Consider the following 22,224-nt stretch of genomic DNA (forward strand, 5'->3'; position numbering starts at 1 on the left):
CCCTGCCCGTCGGCCTGAACCCTCGACGGCTAGGCTTGCCCTCATGCGCTGGGACCCTTCACAGTATGCCGCCTTCTCCGACCACCGGTCGCGACCGTTTTTCGACCTGGTGGGCCGGATCGGCCATGCCGCGCCCCGGCGGGTGGTTGATCTCGGTTGCGGGCCCGGAGAGCTTACTGCTGTGCTTGCGCGCAGATGGCCCAATGCCGAGGTCGTGGGACTGGATTCATCACCGGAGATGATTGACCGCGCACGTGCGCTCAAGCATGCTCCTCCGAACCTGCTCTTCTCGCTGGCCGACGTCCGGGACTGGGCTGTGGAGCCGGGCATCGACGTCGTGGTATCCAATGCTGTGCTGCAGTGGGTGCCTGGGCATCAGGAGCTGCTGGCGCGCTGGGCCCGCGACCTTGGGGAGCACGCCTGGATAGCGTTTCAGGTTCCAGGCAACTTCTCGGCGCCCTCGCACTCGCTGATGCGAAGACTGGCAGAGTCCGTGCGTTGGAGGGAGCAGCTTGGATCTGTGCTCAGACACGAGGACGCCGTCGGCTCACCAGAGGAATATCATCGCCTGCTCAACGACGCGGGTCTTGAAGCAGATGTGTGGGAGACGACCTATCAGCACCGGCTCTCGGGTGCCGATCCGGTCCTTCAGTGGGTGCGGGGTACCGGGCTGCGCCCGGTTCTTGCCGCCCTCGCTGAGGACGAGGCCGCCGAGTTCGAGCGCGCCTACGCCGACCTGCTTACCGAGGCGTATCCGCCCGAGCCCGACGGCGGCACTCTCTTTGCATTCAGGCGTGTGTTCGCCGTGGGTGCGAAGCAGGGGAGCGAAGGCTCACCAGCCGCGTGAACGCCACTCGGCCAAAGACGGCCGTTCCGCCCCGAGAGTGGTCGGCTTGCCGTGGCCGGGATGGACGATGGTGTCGTCATCGAATCGGTTGAAGATCCGCTCCACTACGTCGTTGTACAGGGACTCGAACCGCTGAGGGTCACCACCGGTGTTACCGACACCGCCTGGAAACAGCGAGTCGCCGGTGAAAAGGTGGACGGGCCCGTCGGGGTCCCGGTACACCAATGCGACGGATCCGGGCGTGTGTCCGCGCAGCCCGATTGCTTCGAGCTCGAAACCGTCGAACTCACCCACGTCGCCGTGATTGAGCGGTACATCGGTGGGGACCGCGATATCGCCGACGTCCTCCACGCCGGCGGCCGTGCGCGCGCCCGTTGCCCGGACAACGTCCTTCAGCGCCCGGACGTGATCCCAATGGGAGTGGGTGGTCACGACGAGGGCCAGTTGTGAGGGGACTTCCGCATCGGCAGCACCTTCGGCGATCAGACGGTGGATGGCGGGCGCGTCGTCAGCCGCATCGATGAGGACTTGCGCTCCGGTCGCCTTCCCCGTGATGAGGTAAACGTTGTTGTCCATCTCGCTGACGAAGATACGTCGAATCGTCACGTCCTGTAGGTCATGAATCAGCATTGGCTCATCCTAGTAGCGCGTACGGACCCTAGTCGGGTCTCTAGGTTGCCCACTTCAATCATCTTGCGCTGAGTCCTCGAAATACGGTTCTTCTTGCTGAAGTGCAACCCTGCCGGCCAGGACGAAGAAGGAACCCCTTGTGGGGTTGTCCGGGCCTTCCGTAGAGTCGGCCATGACGCCATCCGCCGGTGGCTTCACGGTTAGTCAGTGAGCATTACCCCACCAGGACCGGAGGACGTGTCGATGACTCGCAAGGACCGGATAGCCGAACCATGGGGTACACGAACCCCTTACGCGTCGGGCGAGGCCTGGCCTGTCCGGGTGGATATGCACCTGGAAGAGGGCCTTCAGGAAGCGGATGTTGATCGATGGGTGCAGACTGCATCTATTCTTCACTCCAACGGTGACGCCTTGGATATAGCGGTGAAGGATGACCGCATAGCTGGCGTCCGGGGACGGGCTCAGGATCGCGTCAACCACGGACGCCTGGGCCCGAAGGACCTCTACGGGTGGCAGGCCAACTCGTCCCCGGACCGCCTCACGAAACCCCTGATCCGGAGAAGGGGGAAGCTCGTGGAGACGGACTGGGACACCGCAATGGAGAAAGTGGTCGAGCGCAGCAGGGATCTGCTTGATGGGCAAGGTGCCAGCGCCATCGGTTTCTATACCACGGGGCAATTGTTCGCTGAGGAGTACTACACCCTGGGGATCGTTGCACACGGGGGTTTGGGCACCAATCACGTGGACGGCAATACGCGGTTGTGTACCGCGACCGCTGCTGCAGCGTTGAAGGAGTCCTTCGCATGTGATGGTCAGCCTGGCTCCTATACCGATGTTGATCATGCTGATGTGATTGCCCTGTATGGCCACAACATGGCCGAGACGCAGACAGTGCTCTGGACGCGGGTCCTTGACCGCCTTGCCGGGCCGAACCCCCCGAAAATCATCTGCGTCGATCCGCGAGCCACACCCGTAGCGCGAGCGGCCACCGTCCACCTCGCACCCAGGCCGGGCACGAACGTGGCGCTCATGAACGGGTTGCTCCACGAAATCATCGAGAACGGCTGGGTCGACACGGACTACGTAGAGGCTCATGCCGTCGGGTACAGCGAACTTCAGAAGCGGGTCAAGGAGTACCCGCCTGAACGTGTGGCAGAAATCTGTGATGTGCCGGCGGAGAAGATCCGCGAGGCAGCGAGCATCATCGGGCACGCCGAACGCCTGCTCTCGACCGTGCTGCAAGGCTTTTATCAATCCCATCAGGCCACGGCGGCGGCCGTGCAGGTCAACAACATCAACATCATTCGCGGCATGCTCGGCAAACCCGGCTGCGGGATCCTGCAGATGAATGGGCAGCCCACGGCTCAGAACACCCGCGAATGCGGTGCCGACGGAGATTTCCCGGCCTTCCGGAACTGGTCCAACGACGCCCACGTGAAAGACCTCGCGGATGTGTGGAACGTCGACCCCATGGCAATACCGCACTACTCACCGCCCACCCACGTAATGCAGATGATGCGGTACGTTGAGGACGGGTCCATCCGCATGCTCTGGGTCAGCGGCACCAATCCGGCGCTGTCCCTGCCGGAACTTCAACGTATCCGCTCCATCCTCACCCAGGAACGCCTGTTCCTGGTGGTCCAGGACATCTTCCTTTCCGAAACAGCCCGACTAGCCGACGTCGTGCTTCCAGCGGCAACCTGGGGGGAAAAGACGGGGACTTTCACGAACGTGGACCGGACCGTCCACATTTCGGAGAAGGCCGTCGATCCGCCCGGGGAGGCGAAGCCGGACTTGGACATATTCATCGACTACGCCCGACGGATGGACCTGCGCGATAAGGACGGGCAGCCGCTGGTGAAGTGGCACGATCCGGAATCGGCCTTCGAAGCGTGGAAGGAGTGCACTCGCGGCCGTCCCTGTGATTACACCGGAATCACGTACGAAAAGCTCCGCGGCGGCTCCGGGATCCAGTGGCCCTGCAATGAGGAAAACCCGGAAGGCTCCGAGCGGATTTACGCCGACGGCAAGTTCTGGAGCTCCCCGGAGTACTGCGAGAGCTACGGGCGCGACCTGGTGACCGGTGCGCCCCTGGAACCGGATGAGTACAAGGCCATGAACCCGAAAGGCAAGGCCATCCTCAAAGCAGCGGCGTACATGCCCCCGCATGAGCTCCCCAGCCAGGACTACCCGCTACAGCTGATCACCGGGCGCACCCTGTACCACTTCCATACCCGTACGAAAACGGGGCGCGCACCCCAACTTCAAGCCGCAGCCCCAGAGGTATGGGTCGAAATGTCTGACAATGACGCGACCGCCTACGGCATCAAAGAAGGAGACCTCGCCCGGGTCTCCACTCCCCGGGGGTCGGTTGAGGCGAAAGTAAGGATCAGCGGCGTCCGGGACGGTGTCCTATTCCTGCCCTTCCACTACGGCTACTGGGATACCGACGGCGGACACCAACCGGACAAGGCCGGGCGCGCGGCGAACGAATTGACCGTTACGGACTGGGATCCGGCGTCCAAACAACCCATCTTCAAGACCGCTGCCGCGAACATTAAGCGGGTCAAGTCCGGCAAGGGCCCTTCAGCAGCGCCGACAACGACAGCGTCCGCACCGGTCCGGTCTATTGGTTATGAGACGGCCGGCTCACATAACGCTGCGGTGGAAGAAGACATCAAAGCCGGAGCAGCGGGAGGATCACGATGAAGATCGGACTGGTGCTGGAGGAGCTGCACCGATCGGAGAACGATCTCGCGCATGAACTGCTGCAAGTTTCCGAACGGCACAAAGTAGACCACGAGATTTACCATCTCGGCCGGGACCTTGCGAAGTGGTCCCAGGAACACGTACGCGAAATAGCGAAGATCGCGAAGAACTACGGCCAGGACCTCGACCCGGATCCCAAGGGAGACTTGGCTGTTACCAAGAAACTCCGGGAAAAAGGCAGCGAACTTATTGGGCGGCGCAGCTCTCCCGCCTTGCTGCTGTTGCGGGACCTGCGTGAAATCTACCTCAAAGCCGCCGGAGTCTCAGTCGACTGGGAAATGCTCGCCCAGGCCGCCCAAGGCATCAAACACACCGACCTCCTCGATGTCACCAAGCAGTGCCACCCCGAAACGCTGCGGCAGCTGCGCTGGGCCAACGCCATGCTGAAAGTGGAATCGACCCAGGCATTGATCAGCTGACCAACCAATCGCCATACCCAGCGAGAAACCGGAAGGGGCATCGCCTGCAGCCGGTTCGTCAGGAGGTTTAACCAATGGGACGAGCGCCCCTGCTGAAACGGATGTCTGAACCGGTTGGGCGACTGGGAGCAGCCGCTTACGCTGGAGTCCTTTCGCTGATCGTCCTTGCGATCGCCGGGCTCGTCGGCTTGCTGGCTCACCTACCGTGGCTTTTTCCCAGCCTTGGCCCCACCGTCATGCTGTTCTTCGAATCTCCCCAGCAAGAGTCCTCACGACCGCGCAACGCCCTGGTAGGCCACGGTGTGGGGCTGCTCGCAGGAGCCGGCTGTTTCTACGCGCTGGGACTGGTAGGTGCTCCGCCGGCACCCGTTGGAGGATTAACCCCGCAGTACGTGATCGCCGGTGCGCTCTCCGTAGCCCTGACAACCCTGGTGCTGACGCTTATCAAAATGTCGCACCCGCCAGCCGGTGCGACAACGCTCATTGTCAGCCTCGGCATACTTACTACGCCGCTCCAGCTACTCACAATGGCTGGAGCAGTCCTGGTCGTCACCGCACTCGGATGGGGACTGAACGTGGCCTTCGGTACCAAGCCGAGCTCATCTTGACTGGCTCTACAGCCGACCCTTTCAGGGAGTGCCGCCCTAACTTCAAGCGCAACGGGAAGACGACCGCTCGCTGACAGTTCTTCTGTGGCTCCGCTGGCGGGTCGGCGCTTATGTGGTCTCGCCCTTCAATCGAGTCTGTAACCGGCGACGGCTATAAGGTTTGTCGGGCTGGGCGTCGGAATGGCCGTTACTCGAAGTGGCGCTGGGCGGGGGTTTCCTGTGATGGTTCACCATCGCGGCTTCTGTGGCGTACGACCAGCCACTGGGTCGCGACGATGATCGAAGCCACCACCACGGTGATGACTATGGTGAGCGGGTCCGCCTGTGCTTTTAGGATCGTGAAGGGCACCAGGACGGCGAAGTCGAGCGCGATGGCAACCCACGGTATCCACACCTTGGCCTGAGTGTCGCTTCGCAGGTGCCGGATGATGCCCCAGTGAATGGCGATATCCATCGCGAGGTAGAGGATGGCGCCGAGGGCGGCGATTTGGGACAGGTCGAAGAAGGCTGCCATGACAATGGCTAGCCCCGCGGTGATGAACAGTGACTGGTGCCCCTCCTTCCCCGGCAGACCAGGGGCTTGGCCCATGTCGCGGAGCATGTCATAGAGCTTGGAGACTGAGAACAGGCTGGCAACAAGCCCGGAGAGTGTGGCGACGACGGCGATCATCACGGTCAACCTCACCCCCCACGACCCGAAGGTGGGCTCGGCCGCCTCGGCAAGGGCGTAGTCCCGGGCCTCCACGATCTGCGGGACACTGAGGCTGCCGGTCACGGCGACGGTGATCAGCAGGTAGAGGATGGTGCACAGACCGATCGCGATCATGATGGACCGGCCGATGTTGCGTTTGGGGTCGCGTAGGTCCGCCCCCTGATTGGTGATGGTGGTGAATCCCTTATAAGCCAGGATGCATAAGGCCACTCCGGCCAGGAAACCCAACAACCCCGTTTCCGGCGGGGTCCGGTCCGCGGTGTTGAACAACCGTCCCAGAGAGGAGAGCCCGGCGGCGACAATCCCGGCGAGGGCCAAGACCGCAATTCCAATAATCTTGATTGCCGCGGTCACCGTGGCAAAGGGCTCCACCCACTGATTGCCGACGAGGTTCACCAGCGCTGCGGATGAGATAGCTGTAATGGCCAGCACCGGCACCCACAGCGCGGAATCTTGCATCCCGAAAGGCCGCAACAAGTATGTGCCGAAGGTGCGGCCCAGTAGGCTTTCGGCCAGAATCATCGACACGTACATGAACAGGGAAAACGAGCCTGCAACCACGCCCGGGCCGTAAGCGGCCTTGAGCAGCATGGCGATTCCACCAGCGGAGGGGTTGGTGGCGGAGTAGCGAATGTAGGAGTAGGAGCTGAACGCCACGACCACCGCACCGGCGAAGAACGCCCAAGGCACCCAACCACCGGCCAGTTCCGCGACCTGGCCCACAAGCGCGAAAATGCCGGCACCGATCATGACGCCGGTGCCCAGGGCCACGGAGCCCGTTAGGGACAGTGTCTGTCCGACCTTGCCGGTGGAGCCGCGTTCGATTGCAGGGTCCTTTCCTTCACGATTCGGCGAGATCAGCTCCGAGGAGGTTTCACTGGGTCATCGTTCCGGCGAAGCCGCCGATCAAGCCATAGATTGTTTCTACTCGGAAGCCCCACGGCCGAGGGAACTCAAGAGTTCGTTGCAGGCGGTTTCGCAACGGCGGCATGCTTCAGCGCAGGTCTGGCAGTGATCGTGCATGCCTGCGTGCTGTTCGCATTCGTCCGCGCAAGCCTTGCACACAGTTGCGCAGGCTTCCAGGACGGACTTAGTCACGTTCGCGTCGTAGCCGGTATGGCGGGAGAGGACGTTTCCTGTGGTGGCGCAGATATCCGCGCAATCCAGATTGGTGCGGATGCATTTAGTGAGTTCGGCGACCATATCTTCGCTCAGGCAGGCATCTGCACAGGCGGTACACGTCTGCGCGCATTCAAAGCACGCTGCAATGCATTCGGCTAGTTTTTCCCGGTCGATGCCACCGAGGTCCTTCGGATACGTCTCGAGCATAGAGGTGATGTGCGTCATTTGATTCTGCTCCTGATCCATAGACGAAAGAGGGCCAGCGGGCCGTTGGCCCCTCAAATCCACAGTAGCCTTACCATTCCGAATCCGGCCAGCGTCTCACCCGAAACTGGCACCGGGCGAGGGGATTTTCAGCACGAGATCCGCCGATGCAATGCTCGGGCGAGAATCGAAAACGAGCGTTTGATGAGGATGCGGAGAGTAGGTCGACCATGGCCTCCCCTCTGTACTGCCTGACACCGTTCAAAAAAGCCTCTGAGCTATCCGGTACGCGTGCGTGCCATCGAGCGCTTTCTCATAGCGCGGGTGAAGTTATGGCAGAGAGCAGTATGAAGAGCAGCGAGGCGAACGCGCCTTCTGGGTTCGAAGTGCCTTCGACGTACGTGGCAACTCAACGCGTTTGCGGGTATCCAATCCTATTTAACGTGCTGCTGAAGCTCCAGGAGAGATGGTGCCGTCAGAGGTCGGAGCTTGACGGATGTAGATAGTGGCAAATTTAGTACACCGGCCCCGCTACATTCAGAGGTAGTTGTTGTCCGTCTCGCTGACAGAGATGCTCCTGATGGTCACACCGGCAAGATCATGCATGCGGGCAACTCTAATACTGATGGTGATGCATGACACCGCGTGGCACAATGTGAGCACCTTTCCCACTGTCGTCCAGGAGCGCGCACCGTGAATTCTGATGTATCGGCGTGGCTGCGGATCGATCCCAACAGCTCAGTCCCCCCGTACGAACAGTTGCGCGTGCAGATACTGGACGCCGCCAATGACGGCTCCCTGCCGGTGGGTACCCGGCTGCCACCGGTCCGCACTCTCGCGGGCCATCTCGGTGTTGCAGTCAATACGGTCGCCCGGGCTTACCGGGAACTGGAGCAGGCGCATATTGTCGTCACACGTTCGCGGGCGGGGACTGTCGTCGCGGCGGCGGGGGACGAGGCGCGGCGCAAGGCAGCAGAAGGTGCGGCCGAGTATGCACGGCTTATTAAGGCGAACGGCCTGACTGAGGAGGAAGCGGTTTCCTATCTGCGGGCGGCTCTGCGCCGTCGGTGAACATACGAGGCGACACGCCGCTAATACCCGGAAAAATCGACGTTCGAATATGTCTTCGAACACTGTTTCCTCTAAAGTGAAATGGTGTCTATAGCAACCTCCGTGGATTCCGCTTTCGCCCACCCCGACAAAATGCCTCAGGATCTCTCGCGGCTTGTGGTCAAGGGTGCACGGGAACACAACCTGCGCAACGTCGATCTGGACCTGCCTCGGGACGCGATGATCGTCTTCACCGGTCTCTCCGGCTCCGGTAAATCCTCCCTCGCTTTCGACACCATCTTCGCGGAGGGGCAGCGCCGCTACGTCGAATCCCTCTCTGCTTACGCCCGCCAGTTCCTCGGACAGGTGGACAAGCCCGACGTCGACTTCATTGAGGGTTTGTCTCCTGCGGTCTCCATCGACCAGAAATCGACCAGCAAGAACCCGCGGTCCACCGTGGGAACCATCACCGAAATCTACGACTACATGCGGTTGCTGTGGGCACGCGTGGGTCGGCCCCACTGTCCGCAGTGCGGCGAAGCGGTCACCAAGCAAACTCCACAGCAAATCGTCGACCAGCTCATGGAGCTCGCGGAAGGCACAAGGTTCCAGATACTCGCGCCCGTCGTGCGCGGCCGCAAGGGTGAGTTCGTCGATCTCTTTCAGGACCTGTCGGCAAAGGGGTACTCCCGGGCACGCGTGGACGGTGACCTTATCCAGCTCACCGATCCACCGAAGCTGGGCAAGCAGTTCAAGCACACCATCGAGGTCGTCGTGGACCGCCTGGTCGTCAAACCGGGTGTACGGCAGCGGCTCACCGATTCCATCGAGACGGCGCTCAAGCTCGCCGAGGGGCGGGTGCTGGCAGACTTCGTCGACCTCGAGTCAGACGATCCGCACCGGCTGCGCGCATTCTCCGAGAACCTGGCATGCCCCAACGAGCACCCGCTTGCGTTGGATGAGATCGAGCCCCGGTCGTTTTCCTTCAACAACCCTTTCGGTGCGTGCCCGGCCTGCACCGGCATCGGCACCAAGCTTGAAGTCGATGAGGAACTCGTCGTACCCAACCCTGACCTTTCGCTCCGCGAAGGCGCAATCGCCCCCTGGGCACTCGGCGCCGCCACCCTCGAATATTGGACACGCCTCCTCGAAGGGCTCTCCAAGGAGCTCGACTTCTCCATGGATACCGCCTGGAAGAAGCTGCCCGCGCACGCCCGGGATGCCGCCCTGTACGGCAAGGACCACAAGGTCGTTGTGCAGTACCGCAACCGATTCGGACGTGAACGGAAGTACAGCACCGGATTTGAGGGAGCGGTCCAGTACATTCACCGCAAGCACCTCGAGACGGAGTCCGACTACGCGAGGGACCGCTATGAGGAATACATGCGGCAGGTTCCCTGCCCCGAATGCGGCGGAGCCAGGCTCAATCCCGCTTCCCTGTCGGTGCTCATCAACGGCCGTTCGATCGCCGAGGTCGCGGCCCTGCCGATGCGCGAATGCAGCGACTTCCTGAACAACCTCGTCCTGACGGGCCGCGAGGCGCAGATTGCCTCCCAGGTTTTGAAGGAGATCCAGGCCCGCCTTCGTTTCCTGCTGGATGTCGGTCTCGAATACCTCAATCTCGAACGGGCGGCAGGTACGCTGTCCGGCGGTGAGGCGCAGCGTATCCGCCTGGCCACCCAGATCGGCTCCGGCCTGGTTGGCGTGCTGTATGTACTCGACGAACCCTCCATCGGCTTGCACCAGCGCGACAACCGCCGTCTCATCGAGACCCTCACGCGGCTGAGGAACCTCGGAAACACACTGATCGTCGTTGAGCACGATGAAGACACCATCAACGAAGCGGACTGGATCGTGGACATCGGCCCGGGCGCCGGTGAGCACGGCGGCGAGGTAGTCCACTCGGGTTCCTTGGAGGACCTGCTGCGCAACGAGCGGTCCATAACGGGCGATTACCTCTCGGGGAGGCGGAAGATCGAGCCTCCGGCGAAGCGTCGAAAGATCGACCGTTCCCGGCAGCTCAAGGTCGTCGGCGCTCGTGAGCACAATCTGAAGGGCGTCGACGCCACCTTCCCGCTGGGCGTGCTCACTGCCGTCACGGGGGTCAGCGGATCGGGCAAGTCCACCCTGGTCAATGAGATCCTGTACAAGGTCCTCGCGAACAAGCTCAACGGCGCCAAGCAGGTCGCCGGTCGGCACCGCCGAATCGACGGCCTCCAGCACCTCGACAAGGTCATCCACGTCGACCAGGGGCCGATCGGCAGGACGCCGCGATCCAACCCGGCGACCTACACCGGGGTGTTCGACAACATCCGAAAGCTCTTCGCCGAAACCACCGAAGCGAAGGTCCGCGGCTACCTGCCGGGAAGGTTCTCCTTCAACGTCAAGGGCGGACGCTGCGAGGCCTGCTCGGGTGACGGCACCCTGAAGATCGAGATGAACTTCCTCCCCGATGTCTACGTGCCGTGCGAGGTCTGCCACGGTGCGCGCTATAACCGGGAAACCCTCGAGGTTCACTACAAGGGCAAGACCATCGCCGATGTTCTGGACATGCCCATCGAGGAAGCCGCGGAGTTCTTCGCTGCTTTCACACCGATCGCACGGCACCTGACCACCCTCGTGGATGTAGGCCTGGGTTACGTGCGGCTCGGGCAACCCGCCACCACCCTCTCGGGCGGTGAGGCACAGCGCGTCAAGCTGGCCAGTGAACTGCAGAAGCGTTCGAATGGACGCAGCATCTACGTGCTCGATGAGCCGACCACCGGTCTGCATTTCGAGGACATCCGCAAGCTGTTGCAGGTTCTTCAGGGGCTCGTGGACAAGGGAAACACCGTGATCACCATCGAGCACAACCTCGACGTCATCAAAAGCGCGGACTGGGTCATAGACCTCGGCCCGGATGGCGGTTCGGGCGGCGGCGAGATCATCGCCACCGGAACCCCCGAGCAGATCGCGCTCACCGAAGGAAGCCACACCGGCCAGTTCCTGGCGGAGGTACTCGACCCGGCGTCCTAATATTCCGACGCCGGCATGCCATTTCCGGCACGGCGTCGCACTATGGGAAACTTGCTCGGTGAAGAATACGCGGCTGCTCATCCTGTTCGACCTGGATGGAACGCTGGTGAACCCGGAAGGAGCAATCACAGGCGGGATCGCTGCGGCGCTGCGATCGCTCGGGCTGCCTGTGCCGGGTGCTGACGACATGCGGCGTATGGTCGGGCCTGCGCTGGTGCGGTCACTCGTGGACATCGCCGGCGTGCCGGAGGATCGCGTGGCGGAGGTCATCGCCCTGTACCGTGCCGGGTACCGCATGCACGGTATGGCGGAAAGCAGCCCCTATCCAGGCATCGTCGAGGCCGTCCGGATGCTCCGGGACCGGGGCCACCGTGTCGGGGTAGCTACCCAGAAGCCGGAGCGGCTGGCGCGTGAGCTTCTCGAAATACAAGGGATGACGCCCCTGTTCGAGTCCATTCACGGGGCGCCCAATGATGAACAAGCCGCTGCCCTGCTGGACGGCAAGCGGACAATCATCGCAGCGGCTCTCGCTGAGCACCAGGGTAACTTCGACCACGCGCTGATGATCGGGGACCGGCTTCACGACATCGAGGGTGCAGCCGCGAACGGCTTGGAATGCATTGCCGTGCAGTGGGGATTCGGCAGTATGGACGAGTTCACGCAGGCCGGCGCGGCCGCCGTCGTAAGTTCGTCCGCAGAACTTGTGGAACGGGTGCTCGCATACGCCGAACCCTCGCAGGTGGTGGCCCATGGGCGTCTATGAACTCACCCGCAGCAGCACCCGCGGTCTGATCGCAGGTCTCTGCCGCCCCACGGTCCTTGGCCTGGAGAACGTACCGGCAACGGGTGGTTTTATTGTTGCGGCCAATCATCTTTCCTTTCTCGACAGCGTTCTGGTTCAGGCACTCATGCCTCGGCCCGTAGCCTTTTTCGCCAAGGCCGAGTACTTCACCGGCACAGGAATAAAGGGGGCTCTGATGCGATCCTTTTTCGAGGGCGTCGGCTCCATCCCGGTACAGCGCGGTCAGCAGGCCGCAAGCGTGCAGGCGCTGAAGACACTGCTCACCATGCTCGAGCATGGAGACGGGGTCGGCATCTACCCGGAAGGGACGCGCTCCCGTGACGGGTTGCTGTACCGGGGCCGGACGGGCGTGGGGTGGCTCGCCCTGACGACGGGCGCCCCGGTTGTTCCGGTCGGCCTTCTGGGCACTGAGCGCCTGCAACCCGCGGGTGCCCGGTGGATCCGGCCGCAGCACTTCACGATGAAGATCGGTGAGCCGCTGTATTTCGAGCGAACCGGACCCGATCACTCGCTACCCGCGCGACGGCAGGCGACAGACGCGGTGATGGACGCTATCGCCGCCTTGACAGGGCAGCACAGGGCAGCCGGGTACAACAAGGGCCTTTCCGAATAACCGGGTGCGTCTGCACCAACAGCGTCGGCGCCACCCCGCAAGCAGCGCGCCGGTAGGATATTTGGGTGGCAGATCCAGCAACATACCGCCCGAAAACCGGCGAGATCCCACAGGAACCGGGGGTTTATCGGTTCCGGGACCAGCATCGGCGGGTTGTCTACGTCGGTAAGGCAAAGAACCTTCGCTCCCGGCTTAACTCCTACTTCGCCAATCCTCAGGGACTGATGCCGCGCACCCGCGCCATGGTACACACGGCGGCAAGTGTTGAGTGGACCGTCGTCGGCAGTGAACTTGAGGCGCTCCAGCTGGAGTACACCTGGATCAAGGAATTCAATCCGCGGTTCAACGTCATGTTCCGCGACGACAAGTCATACCCATACCTCGCAGTAACGCTGGGGGAAAAATACCCACGGGTGCAGGTGATGCGCGGGGACCGCCGGAAGGATACCCGCTACTTCGGGCCCTTCTATCCGGCGAAGGCCATTCGGGAGACTGTAGACACCCTGCTGCGCGTCTTTCCCGTCCGAACCTGCAGTTCCGGCGTTTTCAAGCGCGCCGAGCGTTCCGGCCGTCCTTGCCTGCTCGGGTACATCGACAAGTGCTCAGCGCCCTGCATCGGACGCGTGTCGCCTGAAGAACACCGCGAACTGGCTGTACAGTTCTGCGATTTCATGTCCGGCCAGGCCAACCGCTTCATCCGCGAGCTGGAGCAGAAGATGTCGGCAGCCGTCGCTGAACTGGACTATGAGTCGGCAGCGCGCGTCCGCGACGACATCGCCGCCCTCAAGCGCGTTTTTGAACGGAACACCGTGGTGCTCAGCGAGGATACCGACGCCGACGTGTTTGCCCTTGCGGAAGATGAACTTGAAGCGGCAGCGCAGGTGTTCCATGTTCGCGGGGGCAGGATTCGCGGGCAGCGGGGGTGGGTTGTCGAGAAGGTCGAGGACATGACTACCGCCGACCTGGTGGAGCATCTCCTGCAGCAGGTTTACGGCGAGGGGAGCAGCAGCAACAACCGCATTCCCCGAGAAGTCCTCGTGCCCGAGATGCCGAGCAACGAAGAGCAGATGCGCGAGTGGCTGTACGGGTTGCGGGGAGCCCGCGTGGACATCCGCGTCCCGCAGCGGGGGGATAAGGCGACATTGCTCGGAACGGTCGCCCAGAACGCTGCTGATTCCCTCAGGCTCCACAAGAGCCGCCGGGCGGGAGACATCACCACCCGGTCCGCAGCACTGCAGGAACTCCAGGAAGCGCTGGACCTGCCCATGCCGCTGATGCGCATCGAGTGCTTCGACATCTCCCACGTGCAGGGCACCAACGTGGTTGCCTCCATGGTGGTGGTCGAGGACGGCCTTCCACGTAAATCCGACTACCGCAGGTTTTCCATCACCGGAGATGCCGCACGGGACGACACGTCCTCGATGTATGACGTGATCTCCCGGCGCTTCCGCAACTACCTGGCGGAGCGCAATCCGCTCGACTCCCTGCCCGGTACCGACGACGGCGCCGGCTCCCTTCCGGAGGAGGCGAAAGCGCCGTCGCGCCAGAAGTTCGCCTACCCGCCGAACCTCGTGGTGGTCGACGGCGGTCAGCCCCAGGTCCGCGCGGCTGCGCACGCGCTGGAAGACCTCGGTATCGACGATGTCTTTGTGATCGGACTCGCCAAGCGCCTTGAGGAGGTGTGGCTCCCGGAGGGAGACTTCCCGATCATTCTTCCCCGCGCCTCTGAGGGGCTGTTCCTTCTGCAGCGTATCCGCGACGAGGCCCACCGGTTTGCCCTGGCCTACCACCGGCAGAAGCGGGGGAAGTCCATGACCGTGTCGGTACTGGACGGCGTTCCGGGCCTCGGTCCGGCGAAGCGGCGATCCCTGCTCAAGCACTTCGGATCCGTTCGTAAACTGAAGGCGGCAAGCGTCGAGGAGCTGCAGGAAGTGCAGGGGGTGGGACCGGCGCTGGCGGCCACGATCAGGCGCCAACTTGCCGAGGACGGCGGAGATGCAACCGGCGACGCTGCTGCCCCCGCCGTGAACATGATGACCGGCGAAATAGTGGATTCTTAGCTAGGGTAGACGTGGCTGCCGGCGCCCAGCCGGCTTACATTTGCGTGCAACGGTGGGACGGACAACGAACACATGAACGAGACTGACGGTCTGACGCCGGTCAAACCTGCCGAATCCGAGTTGCTCGTTGTCACGGGCATGTCGGGGGCCGGCCGAAGCACGGCGGCGAACGCGCTGGAGGATCACGGCTGGTACGTCGTGGAGAACCTTCCCCCGCAGATGCTCGGCACCCTCACGGAGATTGTTTCGCGGACTCCTGAATCGATCCCGAAGCTGGCCGTAGTGATCGATGTACGAAGCAAGGAACTGTTCCAGAACGTGCAGGGTTCGCTGGCCGCACTGAGGGCGGCGGGCATCACCTACCGGGTCCTGTTCCTTGACGCGGCGGACAACACCCTTGTACGGCGGTTCGAGCAGGGACGCCGCCCGCACCCGCTTCAGGGAGACGGACGCATCCTGGACGGTATCTCCGCTGAGCGGGAGGTGCTCAAGGAACTGAAGCATGCCTCCGACGTCGTCGTGGACACCACTCAGCTGAATGTGCACGCCCTCGCGACCACCATCACCGAGTTGTTCTCGGAGTCGGGGCCGATCGTCCTGCGGCTGAACGTCATGAGCTTCGGCTTCAAGTACGGATTGCCCGTTGACGCGAACTTCGTCGCTGACGTCCGCTTCATCCCCAACCCGCACTGGGTGCCGGTGCTCCGACCGCAGACCGGCATGGACGAGCCTGTACGGGACTACGTGCTGGGTGCAAACGGCGCCTCCGATTTCATCGACAGGTATGTCCATGCACTGGAGCCGGTGCTTGAGGGCTATCGCCGTGAGAACAAGCACTACGCCACTATCGCTGTGGGCTGTACCGGCGGGAAGCACCGCTCGGTTGCGGTGACCGAGGAGATCGCACAGCGCCTAGCCCAGCTGCCCCGTCTGCAGGTGACCGCTCATCACCGTGACCTCGGGCGCGAATAGTGGCGGTCCTCACCGGATCACTGCCCCTGATTCCAGCCACTTCGACCGGCCGGGCCGGTACCGGATCGCAGGACAATGCTCCATCGGTGGTGGCTCTTGGTGGGGGGCATGGTCTGTCAGCCTCGCTCTCGGCACTGCGCCTGCTCACCTCCGAACTCACGGCCGTGGTCACCGTAGCCGACGACGGCGGTTCCTCCGGACGGTTGCGGCATGAACTCGGCGTCCTCCCGCCGGGAGACCTCCGGATGGCTCTTGCGGCGCTGTGTGATGACACGGACTGGGGGAGGACCTGGCGCGATGTTATGCAGCACAGGTTCGCATCCCGGGACGGAGTGGAGGGATCTCTCGACAACCACGCCCTCGGCAATCTCCTCATCGTGACTCTCTGGGAGTTGTTGGGCGACCCTGTCGCGGGACTGCAGTGGGCAGGGGCGCTCCTGGGTGCGCGGGGGCGGGTGCTGCCCATGGCCAGCGTGCCGCTGACCATCGAGGGCGACGTACTGACTGAGGTCGACGGCAGCCTTCGGCTCCGGAAGGTTTCGGGGCAGGCGCAACTCGCCGTGGCGGGAAGCGCCGGCAATGTGAGCAAGGTACGTCTTCTCCCCGAAGATGCCCCGGCGTGCGTCGACGCACTCAATGCCATAGAACTCGCGGATTGGGTGATCCTCGGACCGGGTTCCTGGTACACCTCGGTCCTTCCCCACCTGCTCCTTCCCGAGTTGCGGGACGCACTGTGCAACACCACTGCGCGTCGGTGCCTGACGATGAACCTGAGCAACGACACCAAGGAAACACAGGGGATGAGCGCCGTCGACCACCTCTCGGTGATCAGGCGTTACGCGCCGGAGTTCCGCATTGATGCCGTTATTGCGGACCCCTCCGTGGTTGCCGACCGCGACGAGTTCGAAGCGGCCGTCAGCGAAATGGGGGGACGGGCGTTCTTGGGTAAAGTAGGGTCTTCAAGCGGCGGACCGGTTCATGACGCGTTGCGCCTGGCAACTGCCTATCAAGACATGTTCGGCGAATTCTAGGAGGGTGTCTGTGGCGCTGACCGCGGATGTGAAAGAGGAACTCTCGCACCTCGACGTCAAAAAATCGTCGGTACGCAAGGCTGAGGTTTCCGCACTCCTGCGCTTCGCCGGCGGCCTGCATATCATCTCCGGACGGATTGTCATCGAGGCGGAGGTTGACCTTGCGTCAACCGCTCGTAGGCTCCGGAGCGCTATCTCTGACGTCTATGGCCACAACAGCGAGATCATCGTGGTATCAGGCAACGGCTTGAGGCGGGGGAACCGCTATGTGGTCCGCGTTGTGCGCGACGGAGAATCGCTGGCACGGCAAACCGGGTTGCTCGACAACCGGGGGAGGCCCGTGCGCGGGTTGCCGTCCGTCGTCGTCAATGGTTCTGCCGCCGATGCGGAGGCGGTCTGGCGTGGCGCTTTCCTGGCCCACGGATCTCTCACCGAACCCGGCCGCTCCTCGGCACTGGAGGTCACGTGTCCGGGGCCGGAGTCGGCCCTCGCCCTGGTCGGGGCGGCGCGCCGGCTCGGCATCACGGCGAAGGCCCGGGAAGTCCGCGGTGTGGACCGCGTGGTGATTCGCGACGGCGACACCATCGCAGTCCTGCTCACCCGGATGGGAGCCCATGACGCCCTCATGGTGTGGGAGGAGCGGCGGATGCGCAAGGAAGTTCGCGCCACCGCGAACCGCCTTGCCAACTTCGACGACGCAAACCTCCGGCGGTCTGCCCAGGCTGCGGTCGCTGCCGGTGCGCGCGTGGAGCGTGCCCTGGAGATTCTGGGTGAGGAAGTGCCGGATCACCTCAAGTACGCGGGGGAGCTGCGCGTAGCGCACAAGCAGGCAAGCCTCGACGAGCTCGGGCGCATCGCAGACCCGCCCATGACGAAGGACGCCATTGCCGGCCGCATCCGGCGGTTGCTCGCGATGGCGGACAAACGCGCAGTGGAACTCGGCATCCCGGGAACCGAGGCCAATGTGACTGCAGACATGCTGGATGACTGAATACCTGCATAGGATGGAACTTCAAGGGGCTCTGCGCGCCGTCAAAGGTTGCGGGGCCTCGCCTGGAGAAACGCAATAGCCGGGCTGCAGCCCGGATCAGCAACACAGGACCTGGAGGATTTCGTGAGCGAATACGTTTTGCCTGAACTCAACTATGACTACGCGGCGCTTGAGCCGCACATCTCCGCCCGGATTATGGAGCTGCACCACAGCAAGCATCACGCAGCCTACGTCAAGGGCGCCAATGATGCACTTGCGCAGCTCGCCGAGGCCCGCCAGAACGGTGACTTCACCAACATCCCCAAGCTGTCCAAGGACCTGGCATTCCACACCGGCGGCCACGTCAACCACTCTGTCTTCTGGAACAACCTTTCGCCGGACGGTGGCGACAAGCCCGAGGGCGAGCTCGCTGCTGCACTCGATGATGCTTTCGGGTCCTTCGACGCGTTCCGCGGGCATTTCAACGCGGCTGCTCTGAGCCTTCAGGGTTCGGGGTGGGCGCTGCTCGCCTGGGAGCCGATCGGCGGCAACCTCGTCATCGAGCAACTGTACGACCAGCAGGGCAACGTCCCGGTCGGAACCACCCCCATCCTCATGCTGGACATGTGGGAGCACGCGTTCTACCTCGACTACGTCAACGTCAAGGCTGATTACGTCAAGGCGTTCTGGAACATCGTGAACTGGGCGGATGTGTCCCGCCGGTTCGAGTCTGCGCGCGCAAACGCCAGCGGACTGATCACTCTCTCGTAGCAAGACACGCCCGGCGTAACCTTTCCTGCCCGTCCGGGCAGGAAAGGCGCCCGGTGCGTACTATGATGAATGTCGCCTCCGTCACACTCTGCGGAGGCAACCTCCAAGTTCACACAAGACGCGCACAGTGCGGTGCATTGATTTTCAGACGCCGAAGCGGTCCGCCTTTCTTGAGGGCAACAGCCGTCGGCAGCAACCCCCATCAAGGAGATAGAAAACAGTGACTACCCGTATCGGAATCAACGGATTCGGCCGCATTGGGCGCAACTACTTCCGCGCGGCCCTGGAACAGGGCGCAGACCTCGAAATCGTCGCAGTCAACGACCTCACCAGCCCCGAGACGCTTGCACACCTGCTGAAGTACGACTCCGTCACCGGCCGACTGGGCGTCAGCGTGGAGGTCGCAGATGGCAGCCTTGTCGTCGACGGCAAGACCATCAAGGTCCTCGCCGAGCGCGACCCGTCGAACCTGCCCTGGGCCGACCTGGGCGTAGACATCGTCATCGAGTCCACCGGGTTCTTCACCAAGGCTTCGGACGCGCGCAAGCACATCGATGCAGGGGCCAAGAAGGTTCTGATTTCGGCTCCCGCCTCCGATGAGGACATCACCGTCGTACTCGGCGTGAACGACGATCAGTACGATCCCGAGACGCACCACATCATCTCCAACGCGTCCTGCACCACCAACTGCCTTGGCCCGCTGGCCAAGGTGCTCAATGACGCATTCGGCATCGAGCGCGGACTGATGACCACCATCCACGCTTACACTGCCGACCAGAATCTCCAGGACGGTCCCCACAAGGACCTCCGCCGTGCGCGTGCAGCGGCCATCAACATGGTTCCCACCTCCACCGGGGCTGCAAAGGCCATCGGTCTGGTCCTCCCGGAACTCAAGGGCAAGCTTGACGGCTACGCCATCCGCGTTCCCGTGCCCACCGGCTCCGCGACCGACCTCACAGTCACCGTGGGCCGCGAGGTTTCCGTGGAGGAAGTTAATGCTGCGTACAAGGCCGCTGCAGCCGAAGGACCGCTGAAGGGGTACCTCACCTACACCGAGGACCCAATCGTCTCCTCGGACATTGTCACCGATCCCGCTTCCTCGATCTTCGATTCCGGCCTTACCAAGGTCATCGGCAACCAGGTGAAGGTTGTCTCCTGGTACGACAACGAGTGGGGCTACTCAAACCGCCTGGTCGACCTCACCGAAATCGTCGCATCGAAGCTCTCCTAGGAAGACTGTGAGCTACGCATCCCTGAATGATCTGCTAAGCGAAGGAGTCCGCGGGCGGCGCGTTCTGGTCAGGTCGGACCTGAACGTGCCCCTTGAGGGCGATCTCCCCAACCTTCGGGTGACCGATGACGGACGCATTCGTGCATCCCTCCCGGTCCTCCAGAAGCTCACCGAGGCCGGCGCAGCCGTCATCGTGATGGCCCACCTCGGCCGCCCCAAGGGCGCGCCCGAGGAAAAGTACTCGCTCAGGCCCGCGGTGGACAGGTTGGCCGAGCTTGCCGACTTCGAGGTGGCGTTCGCCGACGACGTCAGCGGCCAGAACGCGCGCGAACATGCGCAGTCGCTCACTGAGGGAAGTGTTCTCGTTCTGCAGAACGTCCGGTTCGATGCCCGCGAAACGAGCAAGGACGACGCCGAACGTGCCTCTTTTGCGGACGAGCTCGTCCAGTTGACCGGCGAGAACGGCGCGTATGTTGACGACGCGTTCGGAGCGGTCCACCGCAAGCATGCAAGTGTCTACGATGTCGCGTCCCGTCTGCCCTCCTACCAGGGTGACCTGGTCAAGGCCGAGGTTGACGTACTGCAGCGGCTCACCAGCGAGCCTGAGCGGCCCTTCGTGGTCGTGCTGGGCGGTTCAAAAGTGTCCGATAAGCTCGCGTTCATCGAAAACCTCATCGGCACTGCCGACCGGCTGCTCATCGGCGGCGGAATGGTCTTCACATTCCTCGCCGCCCAGGGGCACTCGGTGGGTGCCAGCCTGCTGGAAGAGGACCAACTCGACGCAGTCCGCGGATACCTGGCCCGCGCCAGGGACGCCGGTACCGAGTTCGTGCTGCCCACCGACATCGTGGTAGCGGAAAAGTTTGCAGCAGACGCAGGCAGCGAGACTCTTCCGGCCGAGTCGATGGAAACCGGGCAGTATGGTGCTTCCGGCCTGGGGTTGGATATCGGCCCTGAATCGGGCAAGGCATTTGCCCGCCATATCGGCGAGGCCCGGACCGTCTTCTGGAACGGGCCCATGGGTGTGTTCGAGTTCGACGCGTTCGCAGCCGGAACCAGGGTAGTGGCGCAGGCGCTTGCCGACGCTACGAGCAACGGCGCGCTGACTGTGGTCGGCGGCGGTGACTCCGCCGCGGCAGTCCGGGGGCTCGGCTTTGACGAATCGAGTTTCAGCCACATCTCAACCGGCGGCGGTGCCAGCCTGGAATACCTTGAGGGCAAGGAACTCCCGGGCCTGACCGCGCTGCAGCGCTGAAGCGACAGGCAATACTTCTAGAACTGGAGAACTATGACTTCCTCGACGAACGGCACTTACGACCGTCGTCCACTGATCGCGGGCAACTGGAAGATGAACCTGGACCATGTTCAGGGCATCACTCTGTTGCAGAAGCTCGCGTGGACCCTCGATGACGCAAAGCATGACTACTCGCGTGTAGAGGTAGCAGTGTTCCCGCCCTTCACGGATCTTCGTGGCGTGCAGACACTGGTAAAGGGCGATGACCTCGATGTTGTGTACGGGGGACAGGACCTTTCGCCGTTCGACTCGGGCGCCTACACCGGAGACATCTCCGGGCAATTCCTCGAGAAGCTCGGCTGCGCGTACGTGCTGGTCGGCCACTCCGAGCGGCGCACCATCCACGGCGAGTCGGATGAGCTCCTCGTTCAGAAGGTCCAGGCAGCCTACCGTCACAACCTCGTGCCGGTCCTGTGTGTCGGTGAAGGGCTCGAGGTCCGTCAGGCTGGAACCCATGTGGAGCACACACTGAACCAGCTCCGGGCGGACGTCGCAGGTCTGAGCGCAGAGCAGGCGTCTGATCTGGTCGTCGCCTATGAACCGGTCTGGGCCATCGGAACCGGTGAAGTAGCGGGACCTGCGGACGCGCAGGAGATGTGCGCGGCGATCCGGGCCGAACTGGCCGTGCTTTTCGACGAGTCGGTCGCCGCACGTGTACGGCTGCTCTACGGAGGATCAGTCAAGGCCGCCAACGCTGCCGCAATCCTGAAGGAACGCGACGTAGACGGCGTCCTCGTCGGCGGAGCGAGCCTCGACGTAGATGAGTTTGCTAACATTGTCAGGTTCGAGCACCATCTGGTGACCGACTAAGGTCACGCTGAAAGGTCACCGTGGAAATTCTCCGTATCATCCTGCTGGTATTGCTGGGCATCACCAGCTTGCTGCTGACGCTGCTCATCCTGCTTCATAAGGGGCGGGGCGGCGGCATGTCCGACATGTTCGGCGGCGGCATGACCACCAGCATGGGATCCTCCGGAGTCGCAGAGCGCAACCTCAACCGGTTCACGGTGGCCCTCGGGCTCGCCTGGGGTGTTGTCATTGTTGCCCTCGGATTGATTCAGCGCTTCGCCGGAGACTCCTGACCCACGGCCTGCGGAAACAGGA

General features: G+C 62.9%; 20 protein-coding genes. 17 read left to right on the forward strand and 3 right to left on the reverse strand.

What is annotated here, in order from left to right:
• Positions 1-43 precede the first annotated feature (43 nt).
• Positions 44-847 carry a trans-aconitate 2-methyltransferase gene (locus tag M1D74_RS08060; RefSeq protein ID WP_458117080.1) on the forward strand — a complete coding sequence of 268 codons (804 nt, stop codon included), beginning with the start codon at positions 44-46 and terminating at the stop codon, positions 845-847.
• On the opposite strand, the gene M1D74_RS08065 is transcribed toward M1D74_RS08060, so the two are convergent.
• Entirely contained in the window at positions 833-1,477 is a 645-nt protein-coding gene (locus M1D74_RS08065) for an MBL fold metallo-hydrolase (RefSeq protein WP_458117081.1), read from the reverse strand. The two genes, M1D74_RS08060 and M1D74_RS08065, sit on opposite strands and share 15 nt — an antisense overlap.
• Positions 1,478-1,720: 243 nt before the next feature.
• On the opposite strand from M1D74_RS08065, the gene M1D74_RS08070 reads away from it, so the two are divergent.
• The 3 genes from M1D74_RS08070 (at position 1,721) to M1D74_RS08080 (ending at position 5,273) form a co-directional block, all read left to right on the forward strand.
• Complete coding sequence (locus tag M1D74_RS08070) at positions 1,721-4,186, forward strand: molybdopterin oxidoreductase family protein (protein WP_458117163.1); 2,466 nt, start codon at positions 1,721-1,723, stop codon at positions 4,184-4,186.
• Positions 4,183-4,665, forward strand: coding sequence for a hypothetical protein (locus tag M1D74_RS08075; protein ID WP_458117082.1), 483 nt, complete (start codon positions 4,183-4,185; stop codon positions 4,663-4,665). The genes M1D74_RS08070 and M1D74_RS08075 overlap by 4 nt, the downstream gene beginning before the upstream one ends.
• Before the next feature lie 101 nt (positions 4,666-4,766).
• Complete coding sequence (locus M1D74_RS08080) at positions 4,767-5,273, forward strand: HPP family protein (RefSeq protein ID WP_458117083.1); 507 nt, start codon at positions 4,767-4,769, stop codon at positions 5,271-5,273.
• A gap of 187 nt (positions 5,274-5,460) precedes the next feature.
• Here the strand turns inward: M1D74_RS08080 and M1D74_RS08085 are convergent, their stop codons facing one another.
• Positions 5,461-6,756 (reverse strand): APC family permease, encoded by a 1,296-nt coding sequence (locus tag M1D74_RS08085; protein WP_458117084.1) that lies wholly within the window; start codon positions 6,754-6,756, stop codon positions 5,461-5,463.
• A 153-nt stretch (positions 6,757-6,909) separates the two neighbouring features.
• The gene (locus M1D74_RS08090) at positions 6,910-7,332 is read right to left on the reverse strand and encodes a four-helix bundle copper-binding protein (protein WP_458117085.1); all 423 of its coding nucleotides are present in this window, start codon (positions 7,330-7,332) and stop codon (positions 6,910-6,912) included.
• A gap of 672 nt (positions 7,333-8,004) precedes the next feature.
• Here M1D74_RS08090 and M1D74_RS08095 point away from each other — a divergent pair.
• The 13 genes from M1D74_RS08095 to secG all read left to right on the forward strand — a co-directional run bounded on the left by M1D74_RS08095 (position 8,005) and on the right by secG (position 22,202).
• Complete coding sequence (locus M1D74_RS08095) at positions 8,005-8,382, forward strand: GntR family transcriptional regulator (protein WP_309072320.1); 378 nt, start codon at positions 8,005-8,007, stop codon at positions 8,380-8,382.
• 132 nt (positions 8,383-8,514) lie between these two features.
• Positions 8,515-11,376, forward strand: coding sequence for an excinuclease ABC subunit UvrA (gene uvrA, locus M1D74_RS08100; RefSeq protein WP_309124209.1), 2,862 nt, complete (start codon positions 8,515-8,517; stop codon positions 11,374-11,376).
• A gap of 58 nt (positions 11,377-11,434) precedes the next feature.
• Positions 11,435-12,139 carry an HAD hydrolase-like protein gene (locus M1D74_RS08105; protein ID WP_309072318.1) on the forward strand — a complete coding sequence of 235 codons (705 nt, stop codon included), beginning with the start codon at positions 11,435-11,437 and terminating at the stop codon, positions 12,137-12,139.
• Positions 12,126-12,791: a lysophospholipid acyltransferase family protein gene (locus M1D74_RS08110; protein ID WP_458117086.1), complete on the forward strand. Its 666-nt coding sequence runs from the start codon at positions 12,126-12,128 to the stop codon at positions 12,789-12,791. Before M1D74_RS08105 ends, M1D74_RS08110 begins: the two co-directional genes overlap by 14 nt.
• Before the next feature lie 65 nt (positions 12,792-12,856).
• Positions 12,857-14,851, forward strand: coding sequence for an excinuclease ABC subunit UvrC (gene uvrC / locus M1D74_RS08115; RefSeq protein WP_458117087.1), 1,995 nt, complete (start codon positions 12,857-12,859; stop codon positions 14,849-14,851).
• Between the two features lie 72 nt (positions 14,852-14,923).
• Positions 14,924-15,823, forward strand: coding sequence for an RNase adapter RapZ (rapZ, locus tag M1D74_RS08120; RefSeq protein ID WP_309072315.1), 900 nt, complete (start codon positions 14,924-14,926; stop codon positions 15,821-15,823).
• The gene (locus M1D74_RS08125) at positions 15,823-16,854 is read left to right on the forward strand and encodes a gluconeogenesis factor YvcK family protein (RefSeq protein ID WP_309124207.1); all 1,032 of its coding nucleotides are present in this window, start codon (positions 15,823-15,825) and stop codon (positions 16,852-16,854) included. The genes rapZ and M1D74_RS08125 overlap by 1 nt, the downstream gene beginning before the upstream one ends.
• 10 nt (positions 16,855-16,864) lie before the next feature.
• The gene (gene whiA / locus M1D74_RS08130; RefSeq protein WP_309071162.1) at positions 16,865-17,845 is read left to right on the forward strand and encodes a DNA-binding protein WhiA; all 981 of its coding nucleotides are present in this window, start codon (positions 16,865-16,867) and stop codon (positions 17,843-17,845) included.
• A gap of 123 nt (positions 17,846-17,968) precedes the next feature.
• Positions 17,969-18,595 (forward strand): superoxide dismutase, encoded by a 627-nt coding sequence (locus tag M1D74_RS08135; protein WP_309071160.1) that lies wholly within the window; start codon positions 17,969-17,971, stop codon positions 18,593-18,595.
• Between the two features lie 220 nt (positions 18,596-18,815).
• On the forward strand, positions 18,816-19,826 hold the full coding sequence (gap, locus tag M1D74_RS08140; protein ID WP_309071159.1) for a type I glyceraldehyde-3-phosphate dehydrogenase: 1,011 nt from the start codon (positions 18,816-18,818) through the stop codon (positions 19,824-19,826).
• Positions 19,827-19,833: 7 nt separating this feature from the next.
• Entirely contained in the window at positions 19,834-21,081 is a 1,248-nt protein-coding gene (locus M1D74_RS08145) for a phosphoglycerate kinase (protein WP_458117088.1), read from the forward strand.
• A 33-nt stretch (positions 21,082-21,114) separates the two neighbouring features.
• Positions 21,115-21,930, forward strand: a complete 816-nt coding sequence (tpiA, locus tag M1D74_RS08150; RefSeq protein WP_309071157.1) for a triose-phosphate isomerase — start codon at positions 21,115-21,117, stop codon at positions 21,928-21,930.
• Positions 21,931-21,950: 20 nt separating this feature from the next.
• Positions 21,951-22,202: a preprotein translocase subunit SecG gene (gene secG / locus M1D74_RS08155; RefSeq protein ID WP_026543639.1), complete on the forward strand. Its 252-nt coding sequence runs from the start codon at positions 21,951-21,953 to the stop codon at positions 22,200-22,202.
• Positions 22,203-22,224 lie beyond the last annotated feature (22 nt).

Source organism: Arthrobacter sp. D2-10 (assembly GCF_054161285.1).